General features: G+C 40.0%; 17 protein-coding genes. 10 read left to right on the plus strand and 7 right to left on the minus strand.

What is annotated here, in order from left to right:
* The first annotated feature begins 130 nt into the window (after positions 1–130).
* Positions 131–1,069 (plus strand): hypothetical protein, encoded by a 939-nt coding sequence (locus RCJ96_RS00825; RefSeq protein ID WP_446699713.1) that lies wholly within the window; start codon positions 131–133, stop codon positions 1,067–1,069.
* Positions 1,070–1,113: 44 nt separating this feature from the next.
* Here the strand turns inward: RCJ96_RS00825 and RCJ96_RS00830 are convergent, their stop codons facing one another.
* From RCJ96_RS00830 to RCJ96_RS00850, 5 genes are all read right to left on the minus strand, one after another.
* Positions 1,114–1,536 carry a hypothetical protein gene (locus RCJ96_RS00830; RefSeq protein WP_000180554.1) on the minus strand — a complete coding sequence of 141 codons (423 nt, stop codon included), beginning with the start codon at positions 1,534–1,536 and terminating at the stop codon, positions 1,114–1,116.
* 188 nt (positions 1,537–1,724) lie between these two features.
* Positions 1,725–1,910, minus strand: coding sequence for a hypothetical protein (locus RCJ96_RS00835; RefSeq protein WP_000038782.1), 186 nt, complete (start codon positions 1,908–1,910; stop codon positions 1,725–1,727).
* Positions 1,911–2,002: 92 nt separating this feature from the next.
* Positions 2,003–3,088: a Ger(x)C family spore germination protein gene (locus RCJ96_RS00840; protein WP_074610791.1), complete on the minus strand. Its 1,086-nt coding sequence runs from the start codon at positions 3,086–3,088 to the stop codon at positions 2,003–2,005.
* Entirely contained in the window at positions 3,058–4,158 is a 1,101-nt protein-coding gene (locus RCJ96_RS00845; RefSeq protein WP_074610789.1) for a spore germination protein, read from the minus strand. Before RCJ96_RS00845 ends, RCJ96_RS00840 begins: the two co-directional genes overlap by 31 nt.
* A 17-nt stretch (positions 4,159–4,175) precedes the next feature.
* Positions 4,176–6,302, minus strand: coding sequence for a spore germination protein (locus tag RCJ96_RS00850; protein WP_416504759.1), 2,127 nt, complete (start codon positions 6,300–6,302; stop codon positions 4,176–4,178).
* A 152-nt stretch (positions 6,303–6,454) separates the two neighbouring features.
* Between RCJ96_RS00850 and RCJ96_RS00855 the strand changes: the two genes are divergently transcribed.
* Positions 6,455–7,579, plus strand: a complete 1,125-nt coding sequence (locus tag RCJ96_RS00855) for an alpha/beta fold hydrolase (RefSeq protein WP_416504758.1) — start codon at positions 6,455–6,457, stop codon at positions 7,577–7,579.
* A gap of 49 nt (positions 7,580–7,628) precedes the next feature.
* On the opposite strand, the gene RCJ96_RS00860 is transcribed toward RCJ96_RS00855, so the two are convergent.
* Positions 7,629–7,811, minus strand: a complete 183-nt coding sequence (locus RCJ96_RS00860; RefSeq protein ID WP_000171893.1) for a hypothetical protein — start codon at positions 7,809–7,811, stop codon at positions 7,629–7,631.
* A 200-nt stretch (positions 7,812–8,011) separates the two neighbouring features.
* Between RCJ96_RS00860 and RCJ96_RS00865 the strand changes: the two genes are divergently transcribed.
* The 6 genes from RCJ96_RS00865 (at position 8,012) to RCJ96_RS00890 (ending at position 14,079) form a co-directional block, all read left to right on the plus strand.
* The gene (locus RCJ96_RS00865; RefSeq protein WP_000141212.1) at positions 8,012–8,317 is read left to right on the plus strand and encodes a rhodanese-like domain-containing protein; all 306 of its coding nucleotides are present in this window, start codon (positions 8,012–8,014) and stop codon (positions 8,315–8,317) included.
* A 77-nt stretch (positions 8,318–8,394) separates the two neighbouring features.
* The gene (locus tag RCJ96_RS00870; RefSeq protein WP_074610782.1) at positions 8,395–8,616 is read left to right on the plus strand and encodes a spore germination protein; all 222 of its coding nucleotides are present in this window, start codon (positions 8,395–8,397) and stop codon (positions 8,614–8,616) included.
* Positions 8,617–8,639: 23 nt separating this feature from the next.
* Positions 8,640–8,963, plus strand: coding sequence for a hypothetical protein (locus tag RCJ96_RS00875; protein WP_001110853.1), 324 nt, complete (start codon positions 8,640–8,642; stop codon positions 8,961–8,963).
* Between the two features lie 595 nt (positions 8,964–9,558).
* Positions 9,559–11,862, plus strand: coding sequence for a beta strand repeat-containing protein (locus tag RCJ96_RS00880; protein WP_446699741.1), 2,304 nt, complete (start codon positions 9,559–9,561; stop codon positions 11,860–11,862).
* Positions 11,863–12,035: 173 nt separating this feature from the next.
* Positions 12,036–13,049 (plus strand): GTP 3',8-cyclase MoaA, encoded by a 1,014-nt coding sequence (gene moaA / locus RCJ96_RS00885; protein WP_074609925.1) that lies wholly within the window; start codon positions 12,036–12,038, stop codon positions 13,047–13,049.
* Positions 13,050–13,065: 16 nt separating this feature from the next.
* Positions 13,066–14,079, plus strand: coding sequence for a molybdopterin-synthase adenylyltransferase MoeB (locus RCJ96_RS00890; RefSeq protein ID WP_046198214.1), 1,014 nt, complete (start codon positions 13,066–13,068; stop codon positions 14,077–14,079).
* A gap of 38 nt (positions 14,080–14,117) precedes the next feature.
* Here RCJ96_RS00890 and moaC read toward each other — a convergent pair whose 3' ends face one another.
* A complete protein-coding gene (gene moaC / locus RCJ96_RS00895; RefSeq protein ID WP_000094140.1) occupies positions 14,118–14,603 on the minus strand; it encodes a cyclic pyranopterin monophosphate synthase MoaC in 486 nt (161 codons plus the stop codon).
* 83 nt (positions 14,604–14,686) lie between these two features.
* Between moaC and moeA the strand changes: the two genes are divergently transcribed.
* Together moeA and mobB are read left to right on the plus strand one after the other, a co-directional pair.
* On the plus strand, positions 14,687–15,976 hold the full coding sequence (gene moeA / locus RCJ96_RS00900; protein ID WP_000229682.1) for a molybdopterin molybdotransferase MoeA: 1,290 nt from the start codon (positions 14,687–14,689) through the stop codon (positions 15,974–15,976).
* On the plus strand, positions 15,940–16,464 hold the full coding sequence (gene mobB, locus RCJ96_RS00905; protein ID WP_416504756.1) for a molybdopterin-guanine dinucleotide biosynthesis protein B: 525 nt from the start codon (positions 15,940–15,942) through the stop codon (positions 16,462–16,464). Before moeA ends, mobB begins: the two co-directional genes overlap by 37 nt.
* Positions 16,465–16,484: the final 20 nt, after the last annotated feature.

Below are 16,484 nucleotides of genomic sequence, written 5' to 3' on the forward strand. Positions count from 1 at the left end.
TAGTCTAAGTTTTCAATTATTCCACTACGTACAAATAAAAGAGCGGAATTCCAATACAGACAAACACCTATTTTTCTATAGGAAATATGATAAAAAAGGTAGGCTAAATTGAGTAGAAGAGGTGAAAGGAATGAAAGGGATGGACAATAATGCACCACACGGATTTTTCGGAGGTGGATCAGATAGTTATGAACAAATGATGTTAATGGGAGGAGCTGGCCAACAAGGATACGGTGGAATTCCGAGCTGGATGGGCGGAACACCTGGAGGATTTTCCACATCAGTAGCTGGTGTACAAACAGGAATTCCAACATTAACAGGAGGATTTCCATCATCGGTAGCCGGAGTGCAAACAGGAATCCCAACATTTGTAGGCGGAGCAGCGGGAGGAGTACCAGTAGGCGTACCAACTGCATTTCCATCTTTCGTTGGAGGCGTACAAACAGGATTTCCGGTACCAGGAGTAGGTGTTGTGGCAGGAGGGATAGGTGGTTTTCCGCAAGTTGTTCATGATCATCACGGACACCACCATCAAGGTCATCATGGACACCATCACCACCAAGGTCACCATGGTCATCATGGACACCATCACCACCAAGGTCACCAAGGTCATCATGGACACCATCACCACCAAGGTCACCATGGTCATCATGGACACCATCACCACCAAGGTCACCAAGGTCAACATGGACACCATCAACAACAAGTACATCACCACGGACACCATCATATACATCCGCAGGCTGTTCTTTATCAAACTCACCAAGGTCAACATGGACATCATCATCAAGGCCACCAAGGTCATCAAGGTCAACATGGACACCATCACCATCAAGGTCACCAAGGTCACCAAGGTCAACATGGACACCACGGCCATCAAGGTCACCAAGGTCACCAAGGTCACCAAGGTCATCAAGGTTACCAAGGCCAACAACACCAACAACACCAACAGTATCAACAACAATCTTCTCCTTGGACAGGTGGAATTGGGGCAGGAGGAGCAGGGGCAGCGGCGGGAGCAGCTAGCATTGGTGGAGCAGCAGGGCATGCTGGACACGTGGGTCATTAATGAATGGCAGAAAAAAAGACATAATAAAAAACTGCTAGGATTTCCTAGCAGTTTTTTTCAGCTTCTTGGCGTTGACGTTCGATTTCAGCACGAAGTTGTGGTTCTGGTGCTTGCCAGCCTTCAGGTTTTAGAATTTTGCCGTCGCCTTCGCGGAATCGGGGTTTCCCGTCCGGGAATAGTTTTGCCATGTTTGCGTTATTTACAATTTCGAATCCTTTATCAGGACGTACGCCCATTTCGGCAAACGTGCCGAATGCAAAGTAAATAAGGTCAATTAGTGCATCGTATTGATCTTCAACAGTCGTTGCTTCTAGAAATTCTTCTAGCTCTTCTTGCATAAAACTTGCACGGATTTTTGCACGTTCTTCTGTTAATTTTGTTGGAGTGTTTGTCACTGGATGTCCGAATACTTCATGCATTTTCGCAACAAGTTCGTACCCTTTATCTAAACCTTTTTCGTTTGTCATGTTGTTTCATCCTTTCTCGCTTTGTCCGAATCTCATTGTAACATAGGGTGATTATGAAATGAAAAGGGACTGTTTAAAAGTTGTATCTTTTAGTTAAGATAGGGAAATATTATATCGACTAAACGACAAAACATAATCCATTAATAAAAGAAAGCCATCCCGGAATATTTTTGGGACGGCCCTGCTCGTTATTTTTCTTCTTTTATTAAAATGGATAAAATAAGGTCGATGCCAAACATACCAACGAGCAACATTGGTATAACGACAAGTAAATAACGTGTGAAGGAAACATTTTTTAAATATGTATGAGCAAATAAAAAGACGCCGAGAAATAAAATACCATTTAAAATAGGCTTTACTAATTTTTTAGACATAAGCTCCCCCATAAATATCTTCTCTCTCTCTATCTAAAATAAAAACTCCTCTTTCCGTTGTATCATGCTGGAGAGAGGAGTTCAATCATTTCTCATTCAATTACACCAGAATTTGTAATATTTACGGTGTATTTTATAGTAACTGGAACATCTTTATACATTTGTCTCCATTCTTCTAATTTGAATGGACGATAATGTTGCTTATACCTAGCTCCTAGCCCGAGAGGATCAACACCTAAAGATTTAAACTGCTTAATTAATTTAGCAGCTTGTATATTTAATTGTCTTTGGACATCTTTTTCAATGTTTTTTGTGTTCTTATTATTTTCTAAGTTAATTTGTTTTGATAGTTCTTGGATACGTGCATCAAGATGAACGTGAATGAAAAAAGAAGGCTTCCCGTTTTTTATTTTTATATCGTAAGTTGGAATAGAACGAATATTATTAATCATTACGTATGCAGAATCTGTTTTGAATTCATGTGAATCTAATTTATGTTTCTCTAATAGTCCTTTAAAGATGAACATATCTTTTTCTGCAATTTTACCAATATATTTATCCTTTTTAAAAAGACCAATTCCGTTAATTTTTATTTTATCACCATGTTTCTTTAAAATTGGAATATAGTAGTCTTGCCCTTCTTGATAATAACGGAATGCTCCTACATGCAGGTTATCCGTTGGTAAAGGACCAGTCTCCATATTATGTTCTAGCATTTTTTTTATATAAATTGCAACGTTGTATGAAGTCGAATATTTGCCTTTTAAAAGTTCAGTACCATTACCCTCTAATAAACCAACATATAAAGCATTCCCTATGTTTACATCTCGAAGTAATGTATCGAATGAGGTAGACATTCCTTTCTTCGCAAGTTTTATCGTATATAGAGCAACACGCATTTGTCCGCTAGCAAATGGTTGAGAAGACTCTAAAGATGTGTTTGCTTTTACTTGTTTTACCGCATTTGCAGTTCCTTCAAAAACTTGAACTTTATTTCCCTTTTTCTGAATCGGACAAACGAATGTTACTTTTACTTTATTATCTTTTGCTGTATCAAAAACTGTTCCTTGAATCAGCTGTACATCGTCGATAATATTTTTTTGTAAACATCCAGTTAAACTAAAAAGTGTTATACAAGAAAGAAGTATTAATTTGCTTGTGCTTTTGATTTTTTCCATTTTCTTTTCACCCACACAATAATAAATAGGATTGGGATGTATACATAAATGAGCCAAAAACTAACTTTTGCTGCATTACTAATAAAATTATTAATATCATGTCTGTTTGTTAAAAGTTGTGAAACAATGAGAGTGATAAAGATAAAAGCAATTAAAACACCTCTTTGTTTGACACGAAATATTTCATGCGTTGCTCTCGTTGCTGCCCATAAGGGAAGGATAAAACTTGTAATAATCACGAGTGCATAAGCGGAAATTGCGATATATTCGAGCCTCTCTATAAATGGTAATTGAATGACTTGGGTCATAGAAAGTTGTGGCCATATCGTTTTTAACAATTGTTTTTCACTAAAAAATGCAAAGGCTAAAAGGGTGCTAAATACATATAGAAGATTTGAAAATAGTGCCCCGTATTGAGCGTATTTATGAGACTGCATAGGTTTTTTTACAAACGGATAAACCATGAGATAAACCTCAAAACCGGTCATACTGTAGATTGACAGTTGAGCAGATTTTAAAATATCTGAAAAAGAATGCGTAAATATAGGTAGTAAATTATCCCAATGTGAATATTTCAAAACGAATAAGCTTAGAAATAAATATCCTAATGTACCACCAACAGAGATGACACAAATGCCAGTAATGACACGAAATCCAGAAGAGATAATGTAATAGCTAACTAAGCACAAAAAGAGTGTTAACATAAAAGTGGAAGCGGTAGGAAACATCCATACTTGAATAATTTCAACATACGTTCGAATAACCGAAATACTGACGATTAAAAAATAAGCTGCAAAGATGATATTAAATACATTCCCTATCCACTTTCCAAACATTTGCCTTTGTAAATCAATTAAATTTCCATTTGTTTCTTTTAATAAAAAATACATCATCCATATTAGGAGATGGATACAGAGTCCTGTGATTAGAACGCCCATCCAGCCGTCGTATCCAGCGGCCTTTGCAATGATTCTAGCGAAGCCAAGAACGCCAGCTCCAAACTGTGCACCGTGAATTAAGAAGAAAACAAAGATAGGAGATATTTGATATTTTTCTTGAACTTTACTCATCCAATGCACCTCATTTCTTAATCATCAAAGTCCGATCTATGTTTCGTTGAAATTCCTTTTGCTGATTTTTTTACATGTTGTGGCCTTGCTTGTACATCACGTGTATCAATCATTGTTAAAGGGAAACGAATCCAAGAATCTTTAACAGATTGTTGTCTTGTTGGATAAAACAAAGCGTATGGCTTACGTAAGGAAGTAAGTCTAAATAGATGAGTAAATAAGAAGATAAATCCAAGAGAAATCCCGAAAAGTCCTCCTATTTCTGCAAATATGAGAAATGGGAAGCGCAGTAATCGAACCGCATTACCCATTTTATAAATAGGTGTAATAAAGGAAGCGAGTGCTGATAAGGCGACAATAATTAATAAAATATTACTCGTTAAACCAGCTTGTACAGACGCTTGCCCGATTACGATACCGCCTACAATACCGAGCGTTTGACCAACTTTCATCGGTAACCTCGCGCCAGCTTCCCTCAGTAAGTCGATTGCAAGTTCTAAAAAGAGTGCTTCAATTAAAGGCGGGAATGGTACTTGTGCTCTTGATAAAATTAAAGTTTCAAGCAAATCACTCGGAATGAGTTCATAATGATAATTTAAAACTGCAACGTATAACGGTGTAGCGCATATCGAGAATAGAACGGCGATAAGGCGTAAAATCCTTGAAAATGTAGCGTATAGCCAAGAGACGTTGTAGTCTTCTGGTGAAATGAAAAAATCGAAATAGGATACAGGTGTTAATAAAACACTTGGAGAACCGTCCACAAAAATAGCGATTTTCCCATCGATTAGTGCTTTTGTCACTCTATCAGTGCGTTCTGTATTGATATAGAGAGGGAAAATCGATTTTTCTCCCATCAATTCTTGTATATAAGCACTATCATTAATTTGATCATATTCAAGAGCACGTAAAGACTCTTCTAGAAAATCAACATTATCTTTTTCAGCAAGGTTGTCTAAATACATCATGACAACTTTTGTTTTGGAAAATTCACCGACAATCATTTCTTTTGTTTGTAAATCTAAAACAGGAAGACGTTTTCGAACTAAATTAATATTTGTATCAATATCCTCTACAAAACCTTCTTGCGGACCAATAACAGTTGATTCGTTTAAAGGAGGAGTTGGTGCACGATAATTATCAATTGCAATATTTGCGAGCATACATTTTTGATCTTGTTGATTTACTTGAACAATCGCATGCCCCTTTAAAACCATGTCCTCAATTTTTTGTAAATCGTTCGTAATTGTAATGCCGCTCATCGGAATATGTTCCTTCAGCTCTTCTAGTGATGCGTTAGGTCGTTCTAAAAGAGTGGGCATTAAATACTTTTGCAATTTCTCACCATCAAGTGAAGGACGATAGTAAGAAATCCAATAAGGCATCGTTTCATCGTCAGATGTATGATAATTCACAAAATCACTAGACTTTTTCAGTTTTTCTATTAAATCTTGTAAAGAATGAATACGATCTTTTTCTGGTTTCGAAAAATCATAAATACTATTACCTTTAGAATTTTGCTGTTTATCCTGATCTGAGTTGTCTTGTTTAGAGTGTTGCTGTTTATCTTGTGCTAAATCATCTTGCTTGGAGCTTTGCTGCTTATCCTGGGATGAATCATCCTGATCGGAGTCGTTCTGCTTAGAATGCTTCTGTTGCCCTTGATTCGAGTCGCCTTGCTTAGAGTGTTGCTGTTGCCCCTGATCGGAGTCGTCTTGCTTAGAATGCTTCTGTTGCCCTTGATTGGAGTCGTCTTGCTTAGAGTGTTGCTGTTGCCCCTGATCGGAGTCGTCTTGCTTAGAATGCTTCTGTTGCCCTTGATTGGAGTCATCTTGCTTAGAATGCTTCTGTTGCCCTTGATTGGAGTCATCTTGCTTAGAATGCTTCTGTTGCTCTTGAGAAGATTCATCTTGTTTAGCACTTTGTTGCTGATTGTGATTCGATTGATTTTGCTGATTATCTTGAGAAGATTCCTTGTGTTCCTCTTTTTTTTGCTCGTTATTGTTACCTTTATTATGTTTCGTACTTCTAGTCTGTTCTTTGTTGTCATCCTCTTGATTGTTAGGTTTTTGCTCCGAATTATCTGTTTCGTTTTTCTCTGTTGTATTTGATTTTTTTTTCTTACGTAGCCAATTCCAAATCATATGTATGCCCTCTTTGATTGTGTAATATAGTGCTATTTTGTGGCTAATTTTGTATATTATTCATTTATTTATGAAAAGAAGGAGGAGATTGGTTTGCATAGAAAAAATCTTTTAGTAAGCAGTTCATACTATGACGAGAAGAGGGCGAGTCTGTGAAAATTGTAAAAAAGGAGAAGTTTATTTTAAAGGAGTTTACATTTGAAAATGGTAGGACAATTCCTGTTCAAATGGGGTATGAGACGTATGGTACTTTAAATAGAGAGAGATCCAATGTGATTTTGATTTGTCATTATTTTAGTGCAACTAGTCACGCGGCAGGAAAATATACAGCGCATGATGAGGAGTCTGGCTGGTGGGATGGTTTAATTGGACCGGGAAAAGCAATTGATACAAATGAATACTTTGTTATATGCACTGATAATCTTTGTAATGTGCAGGTGAAGAACCCTCATGTAATTACAACGGGACCGAAATCGATTAATCCGAAAACTGGAGATGAATATGCGATGGACTTTCCGGTTTTTACATTTCTTGATGTAGCTCGTATGCAATGCGAGTTAATAAAAGATATGGGAATCACAAGGTTACACGCTGTAATGGGACCGTCAGCTGGCGGGATGATTGCGCAGCAATGGGCTGTTCATTACCCTCATATGGTAGAGCGGATGATTGGTGTTATTACGAACCCACAAAATCCAATTATTACGTCGGTAAATGTAGCGCAAAATGCAATTGAGGCTATCCAACTGGATCCAAGTTGGAAGAGCGGGAAATATGGAGAAGAGCAGCCAATGAAGGGGCTTCAGTTAGCAAATAGAATGATGTTTATGAACGCGTTTGATGAGCATTTTTATGAAACGACATTTCCTCGTAATAGTATAGAAGTAGAACCGTATGAAAAGGTTTTTTCATTAACATCATTTGAGAAAGAGATAAATAAATTGACATATAGAAGTATAGAGTTAGTAGATGCAAATTCGTGGATGTACACTGCGAAAGCAGTTTTATTACATGACATTGCGCATGGATTTTCGTCTTTAGAAGAGGCGCTGTCTAATGTAGAAGCAAATGTACTTATGATTCCGTGTAAACAAGATTTGCTTCAGCCGTCACGTTATAATTATAAAATGGTAGACCTATTGCAAAAACAAGGGAAGTATGCAGAAGTATATGAGATAGAAAGTATAAATGGGCATATGGCGGGAGTATTTGATATTCATTTATTTGAAAAGAAAGTGTATGAGTTTTTAAATCGGAAAGTATCTAGTTTTGTGTAGAAAATAAATGATGTGAAAAAGGTGCAATGTATGTAGTAGGCACCTTTTTTTACATGATTTGTAGGCGGAAAATATATGTGGCAATTGCTATACCGAAGAATGCAATACTAAGTAATAGAAATAAGAATGACATTTCTTGTGGTGATTTTATCTTTTTATTATTTTTCATACTAAGTGCAATAATTGCAGCGAGTAAGAACACAATGCTCATAATGAAAAGAAAAAGTGTCATTTTAATCGACTCCCTTCATAAAACAAGTATATTGAGGATACAATGCACGAGTTATGTTTGTAAAGAATAAGTTTTGCGAGAAAATTGAGAAATAAATTCTCCGTTCTTTGCGTTCTTTCTTTCGCATGCTAAAATTGATGAGGAATGATTATTCAAGGAAGAAACTAAAGGTTTGTATTGTATATAAGGAGGAACGAAATATGACAGAAGTGAAAACAATTACTACAGAAGAAGTACAAGAGCGTTTAGAAAACGGAGAAACGTTATTTTTAGTAGACGTAAGGGAAGATGAAGAAGTAGCGGCAGGAAAAATTCCAGAAGCTGTACATATTAAAATGGGCGATATCCCAAATAAAGTAGATTTCTTTGATAAAGAGAATGAATATATCTTTATTTGTCGTTCGGGAATGCGCAGTGAAAATGTATGCCATTATTTAAATGAGCAAGGATTTAAAACAGTGAACATGGTAGGCGGCATGCTTCAATATGAAGGAGAAACGAAATAAGTAGTTTAAAAAACTTGAAACGAGTCTGTTTCAAGTTTTTTTCTTTTGCATACAGTGTACAAAAGGGGGATAGGTAAATGGGGATTAATATGCGTAAAGTAAAAATTATTAACAATACAGGAGCTGTTAATGTTGGCGACTGTTATAATATCGCGCCTTTTGCTGTATCGAAAGCTTATGCGGGTGCTGGAGGATCAAGTGTAGCTATTTTTTTAAATGGAAAAAGGCAGCCACCAGAGGTGATTCGAACATCAGTATTTCTTCCACCATTAGCAACGAGTACACGTACGTTGGGTTAGTAAAGGAAAGGTAGAGTGTTAGTATGCCAGCACATATAAAAGAGTTTGTTATTGTGAATAATACTGGGAATATATTTACGGGTGATAATTTGAGTGATACGTCATTTACTGCTTCGAAATCGTATAGTGGTTCAATGGGATGCACTTGGATTGACGTTGTTACAGTAATAGGGACGGAGACGAAGCTTTGTTTACAGCCGGGTGATTCGGTGACGACAACATATACAAGAGGCACCCCTGCTGGTACTGTAACAGGAACAAATATGGGGCAAAGTGTAAATGCATCGGGTATAGCACAAGCTGTCCCTAATACAGATAATATGGATTCAGTTGCTGGACTCCCCTAAAATCATAGGGGAGTTTTTATTTGTAAGAAGAGCTTATGTAGCATGAAAAGCGGAGTAATTGTTTGAAAAATAGTATTGGAAACCTCTTTGGAAAATACAATTCAAATAGAAGGTGATTTTTTATCCCACTTTAATGGGCAGTAAGATTCCCCCTCAAAATTCAGCGAAAGCAAAGAAGCTAGGTGGGGGTCGGGCTGCCTATAAAAGTTCGATTGGTGAGGGCTGATTAAAGTTTCACTTTATGTGAAGCATATTTTGTAATTGTATTTTGCTGTTGAAGGTGGTGGGAGTAGTGGAAGGAAATGATGAAAATTTAAAAATAAAAAGGTCGATACATTCTAATTTTAAGTTATCACCAGATCTTGTTGGTCCTACTTTTCCTCCAGTGCCAACTGGAATGACAGGGACGACAGGGCCGACGGGGAGTACGGGATCAACGGGAAGCACGGGTTCAACGGGAGATACGGGCCCGACCGGAAGTACAGGACTAACAGGAAATACCGGGGAAACGGGAAGTACGGGACCAACCGGAAATACCGGGTTAAGGGGGAGTACAGGACCAACAGGAAGTACAGGACCAATAGGAAATACAGGAGTGACAGGGGATACGGGATCAACAGGAAGCACAGGTCCAACCGGAAGCACGGGATCAACGGGAGATACGGGTCCAACGGGAAGTACCGGATCAATTGGAAATACTGGGGCAACCGGAAGCACGGGATCAACGGGAGATACAGGTCCAACGGGAAGTACCGGATCGACGGGGAACACTGGTCCAACGGGAAGTACGGGAGCAACGGGAAGTACGGGAGCAACGGGAAGTACGGGAGCAACGGGAAGTACGGGAGCAACAGGAAATACAGGGGCAACGGGAGATACGGGCCTAACCGGAAGTATGGGCCCAACAGGAAGCACGGGTTCAAAGGGAGATACGGGCCCGACCGGAAGTACAGGCCCAACCGGAAATACAGGAGTGACAGGAGTGACAGGAGTGACAGGAGTGACAGGAGGAACGGGCCCAACGGGAAGCACCGGCCCGACCGGAAGTACAGGATCAACGGGAAGTGCAGGAGCAACAGGAAATACAGGGGCAACGGGAGATACGGGCCCGACCGGAAGTACAGGACCAACAGGAAGTACAGGACCAACCGGAAATACGGGAGCAACGGGAAGTACGGGAGCAACAGGAAATACAGGGGCAACGGGAGATACGGGCCCAACAGGAAGCACAGGATCAACGGGAAGCACGGGTTCAACGGGAGATACGGGCCCGACCGGAAGTACAGGACCAACAGGAAATACCGGGGAAACGGGAAGTACAGGACCAACAGGAAATACCGGGGAAACGGGAAGTACAGGACCAACAGGAAATACAGGAGTAACGGGAAGTACGGGAGCGATAGGAAATACAGGGGCAACGGGAGATACGGGCCCAACAGGAAGCACAGGATCAACAGGAAGCACGGGTTCAATGGGATCAACGGGAAGCACGGGAGCAACGGGAGTAACAGGAAGTACGGGAGCGACCGGAAATACAGGGGCAACGGGAGATACGGGCCCAACAGGAAGTATGGGCCCAACAGGAAGCACAGGATCAACGGGAAGTACGGGGGCGACAGGAGTAACAGGAAATACAGGAGTAACAGGAAATACAGGGGCAACGGGAGATACGGGTCCAACCGGAAGTACCGGATCGACGGGGAACACTGGTCCAACGGGAAGTATAGGACCAACAGGAAATACAGGAGTGACAGGAGATACGGGCCCAACGGGAAGCACAGGCCCGACAGGAAGTACGGGATCAACAGGAAGCACGGGTTCAACGGGAAGCACCGGCCCGACAGGGAGTACAGGAGCCAAGGGAAGTGCAGGAGCAACAGGAAATACAGGGGCAACGGGAGATACGGGCCCAACAGGAAGCATAGGCCCAACGGGAAGCACGGGTTCAACGGGAGTAACAGGCCCAACCGGAAATACGGGAGCGACGGGAAACACGGGTCCAACAGGAAGTACGGGAGTAACCGGAAACACGGGAGTGACAGGAAGTGCGGGTCCAACAGGAGAAACGGGAGTGACAGGAAGTACGGGTCCAACCGGAAATACGGGAGCGACGGGAAACACGGGTCCAACGGGAGAAACGGGAGCAACAGGAAGTACTGGGGTAACAGGAAGTACGGGAGCAACCGGAGAAACAGGAGTGACAGGAAGTACGGGTCCAACAGGAAATACGGGAGCAACAGGAAGCACCGGAGCAACGGGAAACACGGGTCCAACAGGAGAAACGGGAGCAACAGGAAGTACTGGGGTAACAGGAAGTACGGGAGCAACGGGAAATACAGGTCCAACAGGAAATACGGGAGCGACGGGAAACACGGGTCCAACAGGAGAAACGGGAGCAACAGGAAGCACCGGAGCAACGGGAAGTACAGGTCCGACCGGAAGCACCGGAACAACAGGAGATACCGGTCCAACAGGAGCGACCGGGGTTAGTACAACTGCAACGTACGCGTTTGCGAATAATACATCAGGAAGTGTTATTTCTGTTTTGTTAGGTGGCACGAATATTCCGTTACCAAACAATCAAAATATTGGACCGGGAATAACTGTTAGTGGTGGGAATACTGTATTTACAGTTGCGAATGCAGGGAATTATTATATAGCCTATACAATTAATTTAACAGCAGGTTTACTTGTGAGTTCCCGTATAACTGTAAATGGCAGTCCGCTTGCGGGAACGATAAACTCCCCGACAGTGGCTACTGGTTCATTTAGTGCAACGATAATTGCTAGCTTGCCTGCTGGAGCTGCTGTTAGCTTACAATTATTTGGAGTAGTTGCGTTGGCTACATTATCTACGGCAACGCCAGGAGCTACTTTAACGATTATTAGATTGAGTTAATAAGAAGAAAACCTTGGGGCTTTTATGCTTCAAGGTTTTTTATCTCCTTATTTGTATGTAGTCTCATTGATTAGGAAAGTTTTACTTTATTCACATGAGTAAAAACATCGCAGTTCGAAAATATATTATAATAGAATGAAAAGAGAGAAATTTGGCAGAAAGGGAGGGTGGCGATGCAGGAGATGGTTACAGATTTTTTTGGACGCCCGCTTCAAGATTTGCGTATATCTGTCATTGATCGTTGCAACTTTAGATGTACATATTGTATGCCAGCGGAAGTGTTTGGGCCAGATTATGCTTTTTTGAAAGATGAGTTTTTAATGACGTTTGATGAAATTGAGCGTTTAGCAAAACTATTTGTTAGCATCGGTGTACGAAAAATTAGACTTACTGGTGGCGAGCCACTACTTCGTAAAGATTTAGCAAAACTTATTGCACGTCTCGTGAAAATTGACGGGCTATTAGATATAGGGTTAACGACCAATGCAATTCATTTAACGAAGCAAGCAAAAGTATTAAAAGAAGCTGGATTACATAGAGTAAATGTTAGTTTGGATGCAATAGATGATGATGTATTTAAGGCTATTAATGGCCGAAATATTAATACAAAGCCTGTTATAAAGGGAATTATGGCTGCAAAAGAGGCTGGGCTTGATGTAAAGGTAAATATGGTTGTGAAAAAAGGGATGAACGACCATCAAGTACTTCCAATGGCTGCGTATTTTAAAGAGCAAGGAATCTCGCTTAGGTTTATTGAGTTTATGGATGTTGGTAGTACAAATGGATGGAACTTTGATCAAGTTGTTACGAAGCGAGAGTTAATTGAGATGATTCATCGCGTGTATCCGCTTGAGCCAGCTGAAGCGCATTATTTTGGTGAAGTTGCGAAGCGATATCGTTACGTTGGAACAAATGTTGAAGTCGGTTTTATTACTTCTGTTTCTGAGTCCTTTTGTTCCTCTTGTACGAGAGCGAGAATTTCAGCAGATGGAAAGTTTTATACTTGCTTATTTGCGACAGAGGGACTCGACCTAAGGGAACTTCTTAGAGGAAATCTTTCGGATGAGGAGTTAGTAAGCGTTATACAAGATGTATGGATGAATAGAAAAGATAGGTATTCGGATGAACGGACGGAAGAAAGTGCAAAAAATCGTCCGAAAATTGAAATGTCTTATATAGGGGGATAAGAAGGGAGGCTATCGTATGCAGGAGCGATATTCAAGGCAAATATTATTTTCTGGTGTTGGAGAAGAAGGACAGAGAAAAATTAGAGAGAAGCATGTGCTTATTATTGGTGCTGGAGCTCTTGGTGCAGCAAATGCAGAAGCGATTGTTAGAGCAGGTGTTGGAAAAGTAACAATTGCGGATCGTGATTATGTAGAGTGGAGTAATTTACAAAGGCAACAATTATATACAGAAGAAGATGCAAAGCAGTATAAACCGAAGGCGGTAGCAGCGGCAGAGCATTTAAAAGCGATTAATTCTGAGGTGGAAATAAATCCGGTTGTGACTGATGTAACAGTGCAGGAAATGGAAGAGTTAGTGAAGGGTGTAGATTTAATATTAGATGCGACAGATAATTTTGAAACGCGTCTTCTTATTAATGATATTTCACAAAAGTATAATATTCCATGGATATATGGTGGTTGTGTCGGAAGCTACGGAGTAACGTATACAATTGTACCAGGAAAAACACCGTGTTTCCGCTGTTTAATGGAGCATCCAGCAAGCGGAGCAACATGTGATACGGCTGGTATTATACAGCCGGCGGTGCAATTAGTAGTTGCACATCAAATAACGGAAGCGCTGAAAATATTAGTAGAAGACTATGGGGCGCTTCGCGAAACGATGTTATCGTTTGATCTTTGGAATAATCAACAGATGGCATTTAAAGTGAATAGACAGAAAAAAGAAACGTGTTTATCTTGCGGAAGATTACGTACATATCCGAGTTTAACATTTGAAGCACAAACGAAAACAGAAGTGTTATGTGGACGAAATACAGTACAAATCCGTCCAGGTGTGCGGAATGAATTTAATTTAGAAGAAATTAAAAAGCGCTTACAAAGAAGTGTAGATGTAAAGGCTACTCCGTATTTAGTATCGTTTCTGGTAGAGGAATTTCGTTTTGTTTTATTTACAGATGGCAGAGCTTTTATTCATGGGACGAATGATATAAATGTAGCAAAACGTTTATATGCAAGATATATAGGTTGAACCTAAAGGGAAGTCCTTTAGGTTCAACAGGGAGAAGGTTAAGACTTTCTCGCATAATCTCCACTTTTTCCACCTGTTTTTTCAAGTAAGTACGTTTCGCCAATAATCATACCTTTATCAACAGCTTTACACATATCGTACACAGTAAGAGCGGTAGCGGAAGCAGCTGTTAAAGCTTCCATCTCAACACCGGTGCTACCTTCTGTTTTAACTTTTACTTCAATCAGTAATCGATATTGTTCATCGGATTGTTTCCAATCGAAAGAAACGTCAACACCTTTTAATAATAAAGGATGGCACATTGGGATAATGTCAGAAGTGCGTTTTGCAGCCATAATACCAGCGATTTGTGCAACTGCTAATACGTCACCTTTCCCGATTTCATTATGAGAGATTTTATCGTAAATTTCTTTCGTAACGACAATGCTAGAGCACGCAATTGCTGTTCGAACGGTTGCTTTTTTATCGCTTATATCAACCATTTTCGCACGTCCTTGGTCATTAAAGTGTGTGAATGAAGACATGGAATTCCTCCTTGAAGTAATTTCTATTTAATATATAAAGTTTAATCGAGATAAAAAAAATTGCAAATATGGGGTGAGAAACGATGGTAGAAAAACGAATTCCGATTCAAGTTGCTGAGGCAGTAGAGAGAGTAATGGAATATGCGAAAATTGGTGAAGTAGAAGAGGTTTCTATTACGGAAAGTTACGGGAGAATTCTTGGGGAGGATGTTGTCTCTGATCATGACGTTCCTCATTTTGATCGTTCTCCTTACGATGGTTTCGCAATTCGAGCAGAAGATACGAAAGAAGCAAATCAAGAGAATGCAATTGAGTTTGAAGTAATAGGAGAAATCGGGGCTGGATCTGTTTTTACAGAAGAAGTAGGATCTTTTCAGGCGGTTCGTATTATGACAGGAGCAGCTATTCCAGCAGATTGTAATGCAGTCGTAATGCTAGAATTGACGGAAGGTTTTGAGAAGAACGGAAAAACATATATGAAGTTAAAGCGTCCTTTTCATAGTGGCGACAATGTGTCATTTAAAGGAGAGGATATAAAACAAAATCAAGTTCTCGTTAAGAAAGGTGCTGTAATCAATCCAGGTGTTGCGGCCTTATTAGCGACGTTTGGATACAGTAATGTGAAGGTTGTAAAACAGCCAGTTGTTGGTATTGTGACGACAGGAAGTGAATTGTTAGAAGTACATGAGTCATTACAGCCGGGGAAAATTAGAAATAGTAACTCTTATATGATTGCCGCCCAAATTATGAAAGCTGGGGGTAAAGTCCGTTATTATGGTCAACTTGCCGACGAGTTAGATGCATGTTTTACAGCCGTTCAATCGGCGATAGAAGAGGTGGATATTTTAATTACGACAGGCGGTGTGTCGGTAGGAGATTATGACTACTTACCGGCTATTTATGAAAGGTTACAGGCGAATGTACTCTTTAATAAAATAGCGATGAGACCGGGCAGTGTAACGACAGTAGCTGAAGTGGATGGAAAGTTACTTTTCGGTTTATCAGGGAATCCGTCAGCTTGTTATGTGGGATTTGAGTTATTTGTGCATCCGGTTATAAAAACTTATTTGTATGCGAAGGAACCACACGTATATAGAGCAGATGCTATTTTACAAAAAGATTTTCCAAAACCAAATCCGTTTACTCGTTTTGTAAGAGCAAAGGTGACAATCGTGGACGGGGCATTACACGCGATGCCAGTCGGTTTAGATAAATCGAGTGCGGTATCTTCACTTGCAGATGCGAATGCTTTTATTGTGTTGCCTGGAGGAACGAGAGGCTTTGAGACAGGGATGAAAGTGTCTGTATTATTGTTAGAGCACGCTGAGGGATGTGATTGGCCGTGGGCAAAGCCCCTTCAATCTTACAAATAGTAGGGTATCAAAATAGCGGGAAAACAACACTTGTTGAGAAAATTGTACATGTATTAACTGAAAGCGAAATGAAAGTTGCTACCATTAAACATCACGGACACGGAGGTTTTCCAGAAGTAGCGCAAAAAGATAGTGAAAGGCACCGAAAGGCCGGTGCTATCGTAAGTAGTGTAGAAGGTGCTGGATTACTTTCCCTTTCTTCATTAAGAGAGGAATGGTCTTTGCAAGAAATTATTCGCTTATATGAGTTTTTTGAAGTAGATACAATTTTAATTGAGGGTTATAAACAAGAGAGCTATCCAAAAGTAGTGTTACTTCGTTCTGCGGAAGATATTGAGCTTTTACATAAAGTAGAGAATATAGTAGCAATTATTACGTGGTATGATGCTTCTGCAAACTTACGAGAAAAATATAAAGTATTTCATATAACAGAAGAAGATTTGTATATAGATTGGTTTGTACAAACGGTAAGGAGAAAGAAACAGTAAACAAAAACATAGACAAAAGT

The sequence above is a fragment of the Bacillus sp. BSL6 genome (genome assembly GCF_052928345.1).